Below are 16,542 nucleotides of genomic sequence, written 5' to 3' on the forward strand. Positions count from 1 at the left end.
CCAGGCGCTATGAGGCCGGCACGAAGAACCGTTCGCGCAGGGGCTGCAGGCCGATGCGGTCCAGTATTTCATTGAGCCGTTCGGCCGGCTTGCGGCGCGGCAGGTTCTTGTAGTGGGCGATGATCAGCTCGTTCTTCATCGAGTGTTCCCAGCCCACCAGTTCCGTGACGCTGACCTGGTAGCCATGCGCCTCGAGCTGCAGGCAGCGCAGCACGTTGGTGATCTGGCTGCCGAATTCGCGGGTGTGCAGCGGATGGCGCCAGATCTCGGCCAGCGGGTCGGCCAGCGCGCGCCCTTTGTTCTTGCGCAGCACGGCGGCCACCTCGGCCTGGCAGCAGGGCACCACGACGATGTACTTGGCGTGCTTTTCCAGCGCGAACCGGATGGCGTCGTCGGTGGCGGTGTCGCAGGCGTGCAGCGCAGTGACCACGTCCACGCGCGCGGGCAGCTGCCCGGAGGCGATCGATTCGGCCACCGACAGGTTCAGGAACGACATGCCGTCGAAGCCGAGTCGCGCGGCCAGCGCCTGCGACGAGGCTACCAGTTCGGCGCGGGTCTCGATGCCGTAGACGTGCGAGTCGTCTTGCAGCGCCTTGAAGAACAGGTCGTACAGGATGAACCCCAGGTACGACTTGCCGGCGCCGTGGTCGACCAGGGTGACGGTGCCCCGCTCGGCCTTGACGTCGCGCAGCAGGGGCTCGATGAACTGGAACAGGTGGTACACCTGCTTGAGCTTGCGGCGGCTGTCCTGGTTCAGCTTGCCGTCGCGCGTCAGGATGTGCAGTTCCTTCAGCAGTTCGACGGATTGGTCGGGGCGGATCTCGGGGGCAGGGGACATCGGGGCGGCGCGCCGCGAGCGCGGCTGGCGAAAACCGGTATTTTACTGAAACCCGCGCCGCCGCCCCGCCGGTTGCCGGCTCAGTCCTGCGGGAATACCGGCTCGCCCAGGTTCAGCATCAGGCGGTTGGCCCAGGCGAAGATGGCGTCCGAATGCAGCAGGTCCAGCACTTCGGCGTCGCTCAGGCCTACGTCCTTCAACGCCTGGATGTCGGCCGCCGAGATCTCGGCCGGACGCTCGGTAATGGCGATCGAGAAGCGGGCGATGGCCTGTTCGCGCGGCGTGGTGCCGGCGCTGGCGGGGTCGTCGAACACCTGCTCGACCACGTCGTCGCGCTTGGCCAGCTGGGTGAAGCGCTGGGCATGCACCGATGCGCAGTACACGCAGCCGTTGATGCGCGACACCACGGTGGCACCCAGCTCGCGTTCGGCGCGCGGCATGCCGCCGGGCGCGTACATGATGGCGTTGAAGGCGGTCGAGCGCTGGCGCAGGATTTCCGGCTGGTGCACCAGGAACAGGTAGTAGTCGGACACCTTGGCCTTGGGATGGCTTTCTTCCAGCACCGCGATCTGTTCGGGACTGGCGCGCTCGACATCGACCACGTCCAGCCAGGCGCGCCATTCGAGCGTTTCGTTGGTGAAGCCGTGCGATTTGATGATGCGGCTCATGCGGACTCCTCGAGGGCTTTCATGGCTTTCAGGCCGGCAACCAGGCGCACCTGGTACGACAGGAAGGCGATCAGTTGCGACAATGCCACCACCGCGGGGGTGGACAGGCCGGCGGCGGGCAGCGTATGCAGCGCGGCGCGGTCGCCTTCGACCGGCTTTTCGATCAGCTTGCGGGTGAAGGCCAGGATGGCGGCCAGCCTGGCGTCGCCGGCATCGGCCGGCTCGCCGCGCTCCGCCAGTTCGACCAGCGCTGGCGCGGCGCCGCTGGCCGCCAGGCGCTCGCGATAATGCGCGGCCAGTTCCGGCGCGGGCGTCAGGCGGCAGGCATACAGCGCCACCAGCAGGCGCTCCTGCAGCGGCAGGCCGGGCAAGGCCGGGTCGAACAAGGCGTCATAGCTGCCCTGGGTGGCCGCGACCACCTTGTCGCGCTGGTGGCGCACCGCGTGGGTCTTGCTGCCTGGCGCCAGGCCGACCAGGCGGTCGACCAGGTCGGCGGCGGAATGGGGGCGATCTTGCATATGCAGGCTCCTCGGGGTTATTGAGTGGCGGCGCGTGCCGCCACGGCGTCGCGCAGGAATTCCAGCACGGCCGGCCAGGATTCGGCGTCGGCGCGGGCGTTGGGGGCGGGGCTGCCGCCGCTGGTGCTGATGCGACCCGAGACCGGGTGCGCGTATACCAGTTGCGTGGTGGGTACGTACGGAAACAGGATCGAGTGGCCGCCGCCCTCGTAGTTCAGCCATCGCACCGGGTACGGGTGTCCGGCCTCGCGCAGGGAATCGCGCACCATGCGCGAATACAGCGAAGAGGGCCATGAGCCGTCGTCGGTGCCGGACAGCAGCATGACCGGGCCCTGGATGCGCTCGACGGGGATGCGGGCGCGCGCCACGGCGTCCGGGTCTTGCAGTGCTGTCAGGATGGCCCGCTCGTGGCGGTGCGGCGCCGGGCCCTCGTCGAAAGGGGCCCAGGTCGCGGTGCGGTTGCCTTCCCAGACGTGCGGCAGCGGCTTGCCGCCGAGCAGCCAGGCCGGGCCTTCGCGGCCGATCCTGGGGTCGCAGGCGTTCTGCGCGCTATGCACCACCGCGCCCGGCACGTAGGCGACCACGGCCGAGACTGCCTCCGGGAAGGTCGCGCCCAGCAACAGCACCAGTTCGCCGCCGCGCGACTGGCCGCTGACCGCGACGAAGTCGTGGGCCGGCTTGAGCGTGCGCCGCATCCAGGCCAGCCCGGTCTGGAAGTACTCCAGCGGCGTGTTGGAGATGTAATCGGACAGCCCGGGCGCCTTGAAGTAGGCCAGCGCCAGCGCCGCGTAGCCGCGCGAGGCGTATAGGGCGGCGCGCGGTTCGTTGATGCCGCCGCCCGAGCCGTTCAGGATCATGACTGCCGGATGGGGGCCCGGCCCGGCGGGCGTGTACAGCACGCCGACCAGTCCGTCTTCGCGGATCTCGCGGCGTGTCACGCCGTTGGCCGCCAGGCGCTGCACCAGTTCGCCCTCGAGCGCCACGCCGGGCGCGCGCACGGTGACCTGGGTGCGCAGCGGCTCGACGACGGCCGAATGGAAGTAAGTGCGGCTGGCGCCGTCTTCGGGCACCTGCGCCCAGATCAGCCCCATCGGGCTGACGTCCTGGTAGCTGCCGGAGGCGGGCGCATCGCGCGACAAGTCGATGCTGCCGGCCGCGTCGGCGCGGTAATGCGCGCTGCTGGTCCAGGCGATGCCGTCGCGCAGCGTGCGGGTGGCGACCTCGACGGACTGGCCGGGCGCCAGTCCATCCACGCGGATCTGGCGGGCGACGTCGATCAGGTCGTCGGCGGGGGTGATGCGAAGCGTGGGCCGGGTCATGCTGGGCTCCATGAAAATCCGGGATCCGCCGCGCCGGCAATCGGCGCGGCGGGCGGCGGCGGGGGTTACTGTGCGTCCGCCTTGCTGACCATCTGCGCGGCGGTGCGGTCGCTGGTCATCGGCGTGACCTTCAGGCCCTTGCGGGCCGCCCAGATGTTCTTGTAGTGGTACAGCGGGATCACTCCCACGTCGTCCGACACCACCTGCGCCGAGGTGCGCAGGATGGCCTCGCGCTTGGCTGTGTCGAATTCCGCCGTGGCCTGCGCCAGCGCCTGGTCGACCTTGGGATTGCTGTAGTGGCCCCAGTTCGAGGCGCCCAGACCCTTGTCGGGCGCGACCGTGGCCAGCACATTGACCAGCGCATAGCTGGCCTCGCCGGTGCCGTTGCCCCAGGCCAGCATGCTGACCGCGTATTCATTCTTGCGCGCGCGGCTGGAGTAGACGGCCCACGGCATGACCTCCACCTTGGTCTTGACGCCGATGCGGGTCCAGAACTGCGCTACCGCCTGCGCTGTCTCGGGGCCTTGCGGATAGCGGTCGTTGGGCACGTGCATGGTCAGGTTGAAGCCCTCGGGGTAGCCCGCCTCGGCCAGCAGGGCCTTGGCGCGCTTGGCGTCGTAGGCGATGTCGCGGATATCCGGGTTGTAGCCGAAGGTGTCCTTGGGCATCCACTGGTTGGCCACGGTGGCGGCGTCCTGCAGGATCCGGTCGACGATGGCGGGGCGGTTGATGGCGATGCTGAGCGCCTGGCGCACCCGCACGTCCAGCAGCGGGTTCTTCGGCAGCGGCTTGCCGGCGTTGTCGGTGATGTACGGATTGGGCGCGGGGTTGAAGCTGGGCTGCAGCAGCATGACGCGCAGGCCGTCGTACGGGAACACCGTCACGCCCGGTGACTTCTTGAGCTTGTCCAGGTCGGACACCGACACCTTGTCGATCACATCCACGTCGCCGGCCAGCAGCGCGGCGGTGCGGGCCGCGGCGTTGTTGATGTAGCGGTAGTTGACCTTGTCCCAGACCTGCTTTTCGCCCCAGTAGCTTTCATTGCGCGCCATGACGACGCGGTCGCCCGGCGTGTAGGACACGAACTTGTACGGGCCGGTGCCGATGACGGCCTTGCCCGAGTTGTAGTCTTCGGTGCTGGATTTTTCGCCGACGTGCTTGCTGACGATGTGCACCGAGGCCAGGTTGAGTGGCAGGTCGGGGTTGGGGATCTTGGTCTTGATGACCAGCGTCAGCGGGTCGGGCGCCTGCATCGATTCGATGGTGCGCAGGTAGCCGGCGAAGGTGGCGACACTGCCCGGCACGTCGCGGGCGCGCGTATACGAGAAGATGACGTCTTCGGCGGTGAACGGCTGGCCGTCCTGCCACTTGACGTCGGGGCGCAGCTTGAATTCCCAGGTGGTGTTGTCGAGCGGCTTCCAGCTCACGGCCAGGCCGGGCTGCAGCTTGTTCCACTTGTTCTCGACCAGCAGGTCCCAGAAATGCAGGTCGACCGAGCGGTCGCCGGCGTGGTTGTTCAACTGCGGGTCCAGCGATGAAAGGGGGTCGGCGAAGCCGATGCTCAGGTCGTCCGCGGCGGCGGCGGCCGACAGGCCCACGAGGGCGGCGGCGAGGGAGGTCAGGATCAGGCGCTTCATGGTTCGGGTTTCCATTGGGAGGATTGGGGGCGGCGGCGAGCCGGCCGGTTCATTTCCCGTCATTCAGGTGACAGGCGCTCAGGTGGTTGATGGCAATGCCTTTCAGCGTGGGCGCTTCGACTTTGCAGCGCGGCATGGCGTGCGGACATCGCGGATGGAAATGACAGCCGGTGGGCGGGTCCAAGGGGCTGGGGATCTCGCCCTTGATGGCGGTGAAGGTCTTGTGGCGCGCGTCCAGGCGCGGGATCTCCGCCAGCAGCGCCTGGGTATAGGGATGGTTGGCACGGCGGAAAACCTGCTCGACCGGTGCGCTCTCGACCACGCGCCCCAGGTACATGATGACCACGCGGTCCGACAGGTGTTCGACCACGCCCAGGTCGTGGCTGATGAACAAGTACGTCAGGTTGAGTTCCTCGCGCAGGTCCATGAACAGATTGAGGATCTGCGCCTGGATCGATACGTCGAGGGCGGCCACGGCCTCGTCGCAGACCAGTGCCGACGGTTGCACGGCCAGCGCCCGCGCGATGCCGATGCGCTGGCGCTGGCCGCCGCTGAACTGGTGCGGGTAGCGATGGCGCAGCGCCGGGTCCAGGCCGGCGCGCCGCAACTGGGCGCTGACATAGTCGTCCAGTTCGCCGCGGCCGGCGATGCCGTGGATGGCGGCCGCCTCGCCGACAATCTGGTCGACGCGCAGCCGCGGGTTCAGGCTGGCGTACGGGTCCTGGAAGATCATCTGCACCTTCAGGCGCGCGCGATGCGCCTGGCGGGCATCCATGCGGCCGCGCGGCAGGCCGTCGAACCACACTTCGCCCGCCGAGGGCGGCAGCAGCCCGGCGGCGATGCGGCCGAGCGTCGATTTGCCGCAGCCCGACTCGCCCACCAGGCCGACCACTTCGCCGGGCCGCACCAGCAGGTCGACGTGGTCGACGGCGCGCGTCACCGCAGGCGGCCGGGCCAGCCCGAGCCGCTGTGCCAGCCGTCCGGCGGCGCCTACGCGGCGTTCGCCGAAGCGCTTGCTGACTTGCCGCAGTTCGATCATGGGCGCCGGCGCCATGGCGGGAGCGTTCATGCCACCTCCGCGATCTTGAGAGTCGGGTAAAAGCAGCGCACCAGGCGGCGCGGCACGGGTTGTGTCATGGCGGGACGCTCGCCGCAGGCGGCGCCGGCGCGCGGGCAGCGCGCCGCGAACGCGCAGCCGGCCGGCAGCTCGAGCAGGTTTGGAGTCATGCCGGGGATCTGGCGCAGGCGCTGGCCGCGGCGGTTGTTGCCGGGCAGGCTGCCGATCAGGCCGGCGGTGTAGGGGTGCAGCGGCGCGTCCAGCACGTCATCGACGGGACCGTGCTCGACGATGCGGCCGGCGTACATTACGGCGACTTCGTCGGCCAGCCCGGCCACCACCGACAGGTCGTGGGTGATCCAGATCAGGCTGGTGCCGTGCTGGCGCGCCAGCTTCTGCACTTCGGACAAAATCTGCGCCTGGATGGTGACATCCAGCGCGGTGGTCGGCTCGTCGGCGATGATCAGGTCGGGGCGGTGCAGCAGCGCGATGGCGATCGCCACGCGCTGGCGCATGCCGCCCGACAACTGGTGGGGGTAGGCGCGCAGCCGGTCTTCGGGGCTGGGGATGCCCATCATGCCGAGCGTGTCGCGCGCCAGCGCGCGCGCCTGCGCGCGCGTCATGCGGCTGTGGGCGCGTACGGCCTCGATCATTTGCGCGTCCACCCGCAGCACCGGGTTGAGCGTCATCATGGGGTCCTGGAAGATCATCGCAATGCGGTTGCCCTGCAGGGCGCGCAGTTCGCGCGGCGCCAGGCGGGCCAGGTCGCGGCCCTGGAACAGCACTTCGCCGCCGACGATGCGGCCCGGCGCATCCACCAGCCCCATGATCGAGAAGCCGGTCACCGACTTGCCCGAGCCGGACTCGCCCACCAGGCCCAGGATGCGGCCGCGCTCCAGCGTGAAGGACACGCCATCGACCGCCGGCAGCACGCCGGCGCGCGTGAAGAAGTGGGTGCGCAGGTCGCGCACTTGCAGGGTGGCCGGTGCGCCGGCGGCAGGCTGGGGCGCGGCGGTCATTTGTGCGTCCTTGGGTTCAGCACGTCGCGCAGGCGGTCGCCCACCAGGTTGATGGCCACGATGGTCACCAGCAGCGCGATGCCGGGGTAGAAGCTGATCCAGTAATCGCCCGACAGCATGTACTGGTAGCCGTTGGAAATCAGCAGGCCCAGCGACGGCTCGGTGATCGGCACGCCCAGGCCCAGGAAGCTGAGGGTGGCCTCCAGCGTAATGGCGCGCGCAATCTGCAGCGTGCCGATCACGATCAGCGGCGGCAGGCAATTGGGCAAAATGTGCCGCAGCATGATGCGCCAGCCGGGAATATCCAGGCAGCGCGCCGCCTCGACGTATTCGCGGCGCCGTTCGACCAGCGCCTGGCCGCGCGCGGTGCGCGCGTAGTAGGCCCATTCCAGGATCACCAGCGTCAGCACCACGTTGCCGACTCCCTTGCCCAGGTAGGCCAGGATCATCATCGCCACCAGGATCGAGGGGAACGACAGCAGCAGGTCGACCACGCGCATGATGAGCGCGTCGACGCGCCCGCCGGCGTAGGCCGCCAGCAGGCCCATCAGCGTGCCCACCACGCCGGCGATCAGCGCCGAGCCCACGCCCACCATCAGACTGATCCGCAGGCCGTACAGGATGCCGGAATACAGGTCGCGGCCCTGGCCGTCGGTGCCCAGCAGGTAGACGTAGGTGCCCAGGCCGTTTTCCGAGCCGGGCGGCAGGCGCGCATCGAGCACGTCCAGCTGCAGCAGGTCGTAGGGGTTCTGCGGCGTGATCCACGGGGCCAGCGCGGCGGCCAGGATCAGCACCGCCGACACTGCCAGGCCCAGTACCGCGACCCGGGAGGCGAAGAATTCCGCCAGGTTGCGGCGCCACGGCGATTCGCGGCGCAGGGGGATGGCGACGGTATTCATCGGGCGGCCTCCGCTTCGAGCCGCACCCGCGGGTCCAGCAGCTTATAGAGAATGTCGACGGCCAGGTTTAGCGTCACGAACAGGCAGACGATCACCACCAGGTACGACACGATGACCGGCCGGTCCAGGGCGTTGATGCTGTCCAGGATCAGCTTGCCGGCGCCCGGCCACGAGAAAATGCTCTCGGTGACGACCGCGAAGGCGATGGTCGAGCCCAGTTCCAGCCCCAGCACCGTGACCAGCGGGATCAGTGTGTTGCGCAGCACGTGCACGCCGACTACGCGCAGCGGCGACAGGCCCTTGGCGCGGGCGAACTTGACGTAGTCGAGCGGCAGCACTTCGCGCACGCCGGCGCGGGTCAGCCGGATCACCAGCGAGATCTTGAACAGCGACAGGTTCAGCGCCGGCAGGATCAGATGGCGCAGGCCGTCGAGCGTCAGCCATGACCACTGCGCGCCCAGCAGCTCGCGCGTCGCGCCGCGCCCGCTGGCCGGCAGCCAGCCCAGCGATACGCTGAAGGCCATGATCAGCATCAGGCCGACCCAGAACGTGGGCAGCGAAAAGCCCACGATGCTGCCGGCCATCAGCGCCTTGGACAGCGGGTGCTCGGGGTACAGGCCGGCCAGCAGCCCGAGCGGCAGGCCGATCACCACCGCCAGCAACAGTGCGGCCACGGCCAGTTCCAGCGTGGCCGGCATGCGGTCGAGGATGAGCTGGATGGCCGGCATGTTGTAGACGAAGCTGTTGCCCAGGTCGCCATGCAGGGCGCCGGACAGGAAGGCCAGGTACTGGCGCCACAGGGGCTGGTCCAGGCCCAGCCGGGCGATGATGCGCGCGCGCTCGACCTGGTCGACATCCTGGCCGATCAGGATGTCGACCGGGTTGCCGATGGCGTGCAGGCCGATGAAGACGATCAGCGTCATCAACAACACCACCACGAGCGCCTGGGCCAGGCGGCGAAGCAGCCAGGCGGTCATGCGAGCGGCTCCTGCACGCCCTCGGCAGGCACCCATTCGTCGCCGTACACCTCGGGCTCGGCAAAGGCTTCCATGTTGGCGTAGTGCTGGGCCACGTCCTCGCGGTAGAGCAGGCCGGCGATGCCCTGCGCCAGGCGCTTGGCGCCGTCGCTGATGGCGGGGATGTCGCCCGACACGGTGCCGTGCGTCAGCGCGGCGGGGTAGGCGAAGCAGTGCACGCGCTCCAGGCCCGGGCAGGCGCCCGGCGCTTTTTCCTGCAGCTCGAAGGCCGGGCCGAGGTCGGGGGAGTCGGTGAGCTCCTGGTCTTCCTGGCCGGGCGGCGGTGTGTAGCGGTCTCCCCAGGCGCGCACGTGCGGCGCCAGGGCGGCGAACTCCGGCCGCGCATGCCAGTCGATGCGGAATCCGGTCGACAGGATCAGGAAGTCCAGCGCGAACACGCCGCGCGGCGTGGCGATGCGGATCTCGTCGCCTTGCATGCTGGCATCCAGCACCGGGCAGCCGAGGTTGAAGCGCGCATTGGGGTGGGCCGACACGCGCAGGGTGCTGCCGCGCGGCGGCGGCACCTGCTGCACATTGATGTAGTGGCGGATCTTCCATTTCCAGTCGTCGGGCAGGCCCAGGTGGCCGTGCACCAACCCGGCATTGCCGGCGCCCTTGCCCTTGTTGACGCGCGGGATGTCGGCGCGGCGGATCAGCAAGTCGACGCTGGCCGCGCCGGCTTCCAGCGCGGTGGCCGCGCTGTCCATGGCCGAGGCGCCGGCGCCGATCACGCCGACCCGCTTGCCGGCCAGCGTGGCGTAGTCCATCGGGTCCGACGAATGCGCCCAGCGGTTGCGCGGCAGGGCGCGCGCGAATGCCGGCACATAGGCGCCGCCCAGGCCGTCGCGGCCAGTCGCCAGCACGACGCGGCGCGCCAGCACGCAGGCCGGGCCCGCCGGCGACAGGATATCCAGTTGCACCACGCCATCGCCGCGCGGCGCCACGCGCTGCACGTCATGCAGGTTGCGCACGTCCAGGTCCAGCACGCGGCGGTACCAGCGCAGGTAGTCCATCCATTGCAGGCGCGGGATCTTGTCCAGCTCTTCCCAGGCCCGCGCGCCGAACTGCGCCTCGAACCAGGCCCGGAACGTCAGCGCCGGCAGGCCCAGGGCAGGACCGGTCAGTTGCTTGGGCGAGCGCAGCGTTTCCATGCGCGCGGTGGTGGCCCACGGGCCTTCATAGCCTTGCGGCGCGCGATCGAAGACAGGGGCCTGCACGCCCAGGTGATGCAGCGCGGCGGCCGCCGCCAGGCCGGCCATGCCGCCGCCGATGATGGCGACGTCCAGCACGGGTTGGCCATCGACGGTACAGGGCGGCACCCAGCGCCGGGCCGGCAGGTCCAGCCAGGCCAGGTCCTGGCGCAGGCGCGCTTCCAGCGCGGCCAGGCCCGGCGGAGAGCTTGCGGCGGTCAAGGTCATGATGCGGAATCCGAAAGAGGGGCGGGATCGCCGTAGATCAATTGCAGCAGCGCGGCGTGCTCGCTGGCCGCATGGCGCACGAAGCCGGGCAGCAGTTCGGCGGCGGCCTCGGCCAGCGCTTCGGCGGTCGCCAGGACGGCGGGCAGGGGCGGCTGCGACTGCGGCGTGATGACGCCGAAGAAGAAGGGAATCTCCACGTCGAGCAGGCGGATCGCCACGCCTTCCATGGGCGCGCCGTAGGCGGTCACCGGTTCCAGCACCGCGGCGCCCAGCCCGGCCCGCACGGCCGCCAGCGCATTGACCGACGAGTTGGTCTCGATCAGGCCCGGCCGCTTGCCGCCGCGGTCGGCCAGCGCCTGGTCGAGCCGGCGGCGCAGCCGATAGGGGTTGGCCATGGTGATCAGGCGGCGGCCGGCCAGCGCCTCGGCCGGCACGGTGGCCTGCGCGGCCAGCGGATCGCCGGCTGGCAGCGCCACCACGCATGGCGCCTGGCCGATCCAGTGGACCGTCAGCCCGCGGTGTTCCAACGGCAGGCTGGTGGCGCCCAGTTGCGCGGCGCCGGTCAGCACGTCGTGCAGCACGCGCTCCGGCGAAGCGCTGCGGATGTGGATGTGCGAGGTGGCGGTATGCGCTTCGATGCGCTTGAGGGCGGCCGGCAGCAAGCCGGTGGACAGGGCCGAGGTCGCCGCCAGGCGCAGCGGCCGCGCGTCGCCGCGCGCGATTTCCTCGGCGCGGTTGCGGATCTGCTGCAGGTTGACCAGCGCCCGTTCGACGTCATCGTAAAGAAGAAAGCCTTGCTCGGTCGGCGTGACGCGCGGGCCGTTGCGGGTAAACAGCGCATAGCCGATCTCCGCCTCCAGTTCCTGGATCAGGCGGCTGATCGCGGGCTGCGAACGGCCCAGCAACCGGCCGGCAGCCGTCACGCTGCCGGTGGACATGACGGCCGCAAAGGCCTCCAGCTGGCGTAATTCCATTTCTTTGGTTTATGTCAAAGACGAATTCTTACGCCGCTAGTATGTGCTCTACAAATACTTAAATGACATAAGTAAATTCCCCTAGCGCTGGCCGTGCCAGCTGCCCGGCGCACCCGGGAGGCCGTCCGGAATTGTTGTGTAGGCGGAACACGCGCCGATGTGCAAACGTTACGCTGCTTGTACCGACGCCCGGCCGCAACCAAAATACCCGGGATTAATTGTTTTCCCCAGCGACGGTAGGGCCAATGACCGATGTAGCCAGCGCAGTGCCGGAAGCAGGTATGCCGAAGACGGCCGTTCTTGTCGTGGACGACAATGCCACCGTGCGCTGGCTCCTGGCCGAGCTTCTGGCGGTCGAAGGCTACGAAACATGTGAAGCCGGCGACGCCGACGAGGCGATGCAATGCATGGCATTGCGGCCCGATATCCAGGCGGTGGTGACCGATATCGAGATGCCGGGTTCCATGAACGGCCTGGCCATGGCGGCGAAGATCCGCGTCGCCTATCCCGGGACGGCCATACTGCTCACCTCTGGTCGTCATCACCCTGCGGCCGCCGACCTCCCGCCGGGCAGCATGTTCCTGCCCAAGCCGTGGCAGCCGGGCGACATCGTCGCCAAGCTGCAGCAGTTGCTGTTGCCCGGCGAGGATGCGGCGTGAATCGGCGCGTCCGCCGCCGCGGCGGCGGATGGCGCGGGCGGTTCAAGCGGCCGGCGCCACCCGGGGAAAGCGCAGGGTGAATGTCGTGCCGGCGCCCGGGGTGCTCGAGACATCAATATGCCCGCCTGACTGCGAGACGTAGCCGAACACCTGGCTGAGCCCCAGCCCGGTGCCCTGGCCGGCCGGCTTGGTCGTGAAGAAGGGTTCGAATATCTGGCCAAGCGTCTCCGCCGGCATGCCCGTGCCGCTATCCTTGATCACGATGGCTACTTGCCGCTCGCTGTCATGGTGGCCGTGCTGCGCTTTCCGCGCAACGTCGACACAGCGCACTTCGACCTCGATCCCGCCGCCCGACGGCATGGCATCGCGCGCGTTGATCACCAGATTCAGGAGCGACGTTTCGAGTTGGCTGCGATCGGCGCAGATGAAGCAGGGCTCGTCGACAAGCCGGTAGTCGAGCCGAATCGCCGAGCCGACCGTGGCGTCGAACAGCGGCTTCATTCCGTCGATGCAAGCGCGCACATCGAATGCGGTCGGCTGCAGTGGCTGGCGGCGGGCATAGGCGAGCATCTGCCTGGTCAACTGCGCCGCGCGCCGCGTCGTCTCTGCAATGGAGTCCAGATGGTAGAGGCGCTTGTCCGGCGGCAAGGCCGGGTTGCGCAGCAGCTCGGCATTGCCGCCGATGACCGACAGAAAGTTGTTGAAGTCGTGGGCCAGCCCGCCTGTCAGCCGGCCCAGCGCTTCCATTTTCTGGGCCTGGTGCAGCGCTTCCTGGGCGGCGCGCAGCTCTTCCCTGGCCTGGCGCTTGTCGGTTATGTCCCGGGTGATTTTGGCATAGCCTATCAGCCTGCCTGCATCGTCGCGGATCGGGTCGATGACCACGCTCGCCCAGAACTGGGATCCATCCTTCCGGACGCGCCAGCCTTCCGCTTCGAAGCGCCCCTCGGCGGCTGCGGTCTGCAGCGCCCGGCGGGGCACGCCGGCGGCGCGGTCGTCCGGTGTATAGAAGCAGGAAAAATGCTTGCCTATGATCTCGGCGGCGCGGTAACCCTTGAAGCGCTGCGCGCCGGCATTCCAGCTGGCCACGAAGCCGTTTGCGTCGAGCAGGAAAATGGCATAGTCGAGCACCGCGTCCACCAAGATCTTATAGCGGTAGGGCTCGTCGAGGCCGGCGAGGTTGGTGACTTGATTCTTTTCGTCCAGCCCGGCTCGGCGCGTGGTCATCGGGATTCCATGGGTAAGGCTGCTTGTCGCTGGAAGGCGCCCGAACCGATGGCGATCGATGCAGCTGATGCGGGGCCGGCTTGGCGTGCCCACCGCGCGGGCAAAGAAGCATACTCTCTATCCAGCATGCGCAGTTGGCAGCGTGGGGGCGGGACTGCTGATGGCCTTGCATATCCGGCAGGGCCGGGCGGCGCCCAGGCGGCGGCGCGCCGCGAGGGCGGTCACATTCCCTCGCGGCGCATGCCGCAAAAGGCATCGCACCCATTGCCATGGCGCGATGCCCGGGCGCTGGTGCAACGCGGCCGGCGCGCTCAGAAGTCCATGGCTTCGGCCGGCGCGGCCTGCCGCTTGGTCTCTTCCGGCACCTGGGCCACGGTGGCGTCCGTCGTCAAGATGAGCCCCGCGATCGACGCCGCGTTCTGCAGCGCGGTCCGCGTGACCTTGGTGGGATCGACGACGCCGATATCGACCAGGTCGCCGTATTCGCCCGTGGCGGCGTTGTAGCCGTAGTTTCCTTTACCGTCCGCCACCTTGGCTACTACGACCGACGGCTCGTCGCCGGCGTTGGCGACAATCGCGCGCAAGGGCGCCTCGAGCGCTTTCAGGACGATGCGGATCCCCGCCTCCTGATCGGCGTTGGCGCCCTTGAGCTGCGTAATCGCCGCGCGGGCGCGCAGCAGCGCCACACCTCCGCCCGGCACGATGCCCTCTTCGACGGCGGCACGCGTGGCATGCAAGGCGTCTTCGACCCGGTCTTTCTTTTCCTTCATTTCGACTTCCGTCGCGGCGCCGACCTTGATGACCGCCACGCCGCCGGCCAGCTTGGCCACGCGTTCCTGCAGTTTTTCGCGGTCGTAGTCGCTGGTGGCGTCTTCGATCTGCTTGCGGATCGACTTGACGCGAGCCTCGATGGCGTCCTGCTTGCCGGCGCCGTCGATGATGATGGTGTCTTCCTTGCGCACCTCGACTCGCTTCGCGCTGCCCAGGTCTTGCAGCGTGGCTTTCTCCAGCTGCTTGCCGGTTTCTTCCGAAATGACCGTCGCGCCGGTGAGGATCGCGATGTCTTCCAGCATCGCCTTGCGGCGGTCGCCGAAGCCCGGCGCCTTGACGGCCGCCACCTTCAGTACGCCGCGCATGGCGTTGACCACCAGCGTCGCGAGCGCCTCGCCTTCCACGTCTTCGGCCACGATGAGCAGGGGCTTGCCGGCCTTGGCGCTGCTTTCCAGCACCGGCAACAGCTCGCGCACGCTGGAGATCTTCTTGTCGTGCAGCAGGATGAGCGGATCCTCGAGCTGGGCGACCTGTTTCTCGGGGTCGGTCATGAAGTACGGGCTGAGGTAGCCGCGGTCGAACTGCATGCCCTCGACGATATCGAGTTCATTGTCCAGCGACTTGCCGTCTTCGACCGTGATCACGCCCTCGCGGCCGACTTTTTCCATTGCGTCGGCGATGATCTTGCCGATCGCCTCGTCCGCATTGGCCGACAACGCGGCCACCTGCGCCGTTTCCTTGCTGGTGGAAATCGGCTTGGACATCTTGCGCAGGGATTCGACCACTGCGGCTACGGCCTGATCGATGCCGCGCTTGAGATCCATCGGGTTCATGCCCGAAGCCACGTACTTCATGCCTTCCTGGACGATGGACTGCGCCAGGACTGTCGCGGTCGTCGTGCCGTCGCCGGCCACGTCGGCGGTTTTCGAGGCTACTTGCTTGACGATCTGCGCGCCCATGTTCTCGAACTTGTCCTGCAGTTCGATTTCCTTGGCCACAGAAACCCCGTCCTTGGTGATGACCGGCGCGCCGAAGCTGCGCTCGAGCAGCACGTTGCGCCCCTTCGGGCCGAGGGTGACCTTCACCGCGTCAGCCAGGATATTGACGCCCTTGACCACCCGGCTGCGGGCGTTATCGTGGAACTTAACGTCTTTGGCACTCATGTCTTGCTCCTTGATCTGTCATTGGCTTGGCGGGCTTTACGCCGCCTTCTTCAATTGATCATTTTGGGAAGCGAGCACGGCGAAGACATCTTCTTCGCGCATGACCAGCAGCTCTTCGCCCTCGACCTTGACAGCCTGGCCGGCGTATTTGCCAAAGAGCACCTGGTCGCCGACCTTGAGTTCGAGGGCGCGTATCGAACCGTCGGCATTGCGCTTGCCGCTGCCGACCGCGATTACCTCTCCCTGCTCGGTTTTTTCCGCCGCCGAGTCGGGAATGACGATGCCGGAGGCTGTCTTGCGCTGCTGTTCGATTCGCTTGACGACAATCCGGTCATAAAGGGGACGGATATTCATGACTCTATCTCCTTAAGTCTTGAATCATCAAAAAGTGAATTCCAGCGCGGCCGGGCGCGGCCGCATGCCGTACCACCCAGAACGGGTGCGCGAGAAATTTATGGGCGCCCGGAAGCGCTTCAAGAGCCTAGTTTGATTCTCGACGAAACCTATTGAATCAAAATGTTTCTTCCGCGGCCAAGGCGATAGAGCACCCGGCGGCGCAGTTGCCGCCCGTCCGCCTGTACAGGCACGGGACAAGGCGCCGAGCGCCCGCCATCGGCATCCAGGGTGCAATCGTCGTCGTCCAACTGCTTCCAGAGCCCGCCTTTCCGGGGCCTGAACAGCCAGCGCAAATAGCCGCGCCGGGCCGCCAGCTCGAGCAGCATCTGCTGGTCCGGGGCGTCGAGGATGACCGCGTTGTCGGACTCCGGCAGGTCGGAATAATCGCCAAAGGCCCGGTGGCCGGCCAGTGCTTCGGAGACGGGGGCGTTCAGGCGCCACCACGCCGGCCGGGCCACCCGCTCCACGTCCCAGGCGCCCAGCTTCCAGCCGGCATCCAGCACCGCGCGGTCGATATCGGCGTAGTCGTGCCAGCGCTGATTGATTTGCACCGCCGAGCCGGCGACGGAATCCAGCTCGCCCGGCCTCTGCCCGCTTTTGCGAAAGCCGTGCCAGTGCATGATCACCATGACCGGCGTGTCGGATTTCTGTATGGCGGTCGCCGTGACGGCATAAAGCGGCAGCCGCAGGGCGGCCGCGTGCGTAGCGATGGTCTCGAATATATCCATCCGTATACCTCATCGAGTTCGCCAGCCTTGCAACAAGGCCGAGGCAACGATATCGCTCGGATTAATTTATCGCCTCACATGGCGATGCTCAAGCCGACGGCGCGGCGACTTGAATCCGGGCGGTCCGCCCCTATATCGCCATCGCAGTCCGCCTGGTCCCCCGCCGGACCAGCAGGCTTTTCGTTGATTCTGATTCCCTAGTGACTCAAGGCGTGCCCTTTCTTGACGAGGGCAGAGA

At 68.0% G+C, this 16,542-nt stretch carries 14 protein-coding genes and 1 pseudogene; 1 reads left to right on the plus strand and 14 read right to left on the minus strand.

The genetic code is table 11. The features are described from left to right. Positions 1-7: 7 nt before the first annotated feature. The 10 genes and pseudogenes from ACKTT0_RS17890 to ACKTT0_RS17935 form a co-directional block, all read right to left on the minus strand. Positions 8-838: a class I SAM-dependent methyltransferase gene (locus tag ACKTT0_RS17890; protein WP_407851135.1), complete on the minus strand. Its 831-nt coding sequence runs from the start codon at positions 836-838 to the stop codon at positions 8-10. 80 nt (positions 839-918) lie between these two features. Next, positions 919-2,024 (minus strand): annotated as a pseudogene (locus ACKTT0_RS17895) (CMD domain protein). 17 nt (positions 2,025-2,041) lie between these two features. Beyond that, positions 2,042-3,343, minus strand: a complete 1,302-nt coding sequence (locus tag ACKTT0_RS17900) for an acyl-CoA thioester hydrolase/BAAT C-terminal domain-containing protein (protein ID WP_407851136.1) — start codon at positions 3,341-3,343, stop codon at positions 2,042-2,044. Between the two features lie 65 nt (positions 3,344-3,408). Continuing rightward, a complete protein-coding gene (locus tag ACKTT0_RS17905) occupies positions 3,409-4,980 on the minus strand; it encodes an ABC transporter substrate-binding protein (RefSeq protein WP_407851137.1) in 1,572 nt (523 codons plus the stop codon). A gap of 49 nt (positions 4,981-5,029) precedes the next feature. Further along, positions 5,030-6,049: an ABC transporter ATP-binding protein gene (locus tag ACKTT0_RS17910; RefSeq protein ID WP_407851138.1), complete on the minus strand. Its 1,020-nt coding sequence runs from the start codon at positions 6,047-6,049 to the stop codon at positions 5,030-5,032. After that, on the minus strand, positions 6,046-7,056 hold the full coding sequence (locus tag ACKTT0_RS17915) for an ABC transporter ATP-binding protein (protein ID WP_407851139.1): 1,011 nt from the start codon (positions 7,054-7,056) through the stop codon (positions 6,046-6,048). Before ACKTT0_RS17915 ends, ACKTT0_RS17910 begins: the two co-directional genes overlap by 4 nt. Then, positions 7,053-7,955: an ABC transporter permease gene (locus ACKTT0_RS17920; protein ID WP_407851140.1), complete on the minus strand. Its 903-nt coding sequence runs from the start codon at positions 7,953-7,955 to the stop codon at positions 7,053-7,055. The genes ACKTT0_RS17915 and ACKTT0_RS17920 overlap by 4 nt, the downstream gene beginning before the upstream one ends. After that, the gene (locus ACKTT0_RS17925) at positions 7,952-8,932 is read right to left on the minus strand and encodes an ABC transporter permease (protein WP_407851141.1); all 981 of its coding nucleotides are present in this window, start codon (positions 8,930-8,932) and stop codon (positions 7,952-7,954) included. The genes ACKTT0_RS17920 and ACKTT0_RS17925 overlap by 4 nt, the downstream gene beginning before the upstream one ends. After that, positions 8,929-10,389, minus strand: coding sequence for a SidA/IucD/PvdA family monooxygenase (locus tag ACKTT0_RS17930; RefSeq protein WP_407851142.1), 1,461 nt, complete (start codon positions 10,387-10,389; stop codon positions 8,929-8,931). The genes ACKTT0_RS17925 and ACKTT0_RS17930 overlap by 4 nt, the downstream gene beginning before the upstream one ends. After that, positions 10,386-11,363, minus strand: coding sequence for a LysR family transcriptional regulator (locus ACKTT0_RS17935; protein WP_407851143.1), 978 nt, complete (start codon positions 11,361-11,363; stop codon positions 10,386-10,388). Before ACKTT0_RS17935 ends, ACKTT0_RS17930 begins: the two co-directional genes overlap by 4 nt. A gap of 245 nt (positions 11,364-11,608) precedes the next feature. Here ACKTT0_RS17935 and ACKTT0_RS17940 point away from each other — a divergent pair, with 245 nt between their 5' ends. After that, positions 11,609-12,022: a response regulator gene (locus ACKTT0_RS17940; RefSeq protein ID WP_407851144.1), complete on the plus strand. Its 414-nt coding sequence runs from the start codon at positions 11,609-11,611 to the stop codon at positions 12,020-12,022. A 42-nt stretch (positions 12,023-12,064) separates the two neighbouring features. Here ACKTT0_RS17940 and ACKTT0_RS17945 read toward each other — a convergent pair whose 3' ends face one another. From ACKTT0_RS17945 to ACKTT0_RS17960, 4 genes are all read right to left on the minus strand, one after another. Continuing rightward, complete coding sequence (locus ACKTT0_RS17945; protein WP_407851145.1) at positions 12,065-13,246, minus strand: two-component system sensor histidine kinase NtrB; 1,182 nt, start codon at positions 13,244-13,246, stop codon at positions 12,065-12,067. A 311-nt stretch (positions 13,247-13,557) separates the two neighbouring features. Beyond that, on the minus strand, positions 13,558-15,180 hold the full coding sequence (groL, locus tag ACKTT0_RS17950) for a chaperonin GroEL (RefSeq protein ID WP_407851146.1): 1,623 nt from the start codon (positions 15,178-15,180) through the stop codon (positions 13,558-13,560). 36 nt (positions 15,181-15,216) lie between these two features. Further along, positions 15,217-15,534 (minus strand): co-chaperone GroES, encoded by a 318-nt coding sequence (locus ACKTT0_RS17955; RefSeq protein WP_407851147.1) that lies wholly within the window; start codon positions 15,532-15,534, stop codon positions 15,217-15,219. Positions 15,535-15,683: 149 nt separating this feature from the next. After that, positions 15,684-16,304, minus strand: a complete 621-nt coding sequence (locus tag ACKTT0_RS17960) for a diguanylate cyclase (protein WP_407851148.1) — start codon at positions 16,302-16,304, stop codon at positions 15,684-15,686. Positions 16,305-16,542: the final 238 nt, after the last annotated feature.

The sequence above is a fragment of the Bordetella saccharivorans genome, from assembly GCF_045862855.1.
Taxonomy (GTDB): domain Bacteria; phylum Pseudomonadota; class Gammaproteobacteria; order Burkholderiales; family Burkholderiaceae_B; genus Bordetella_A; species Bordetella_A petrii_F.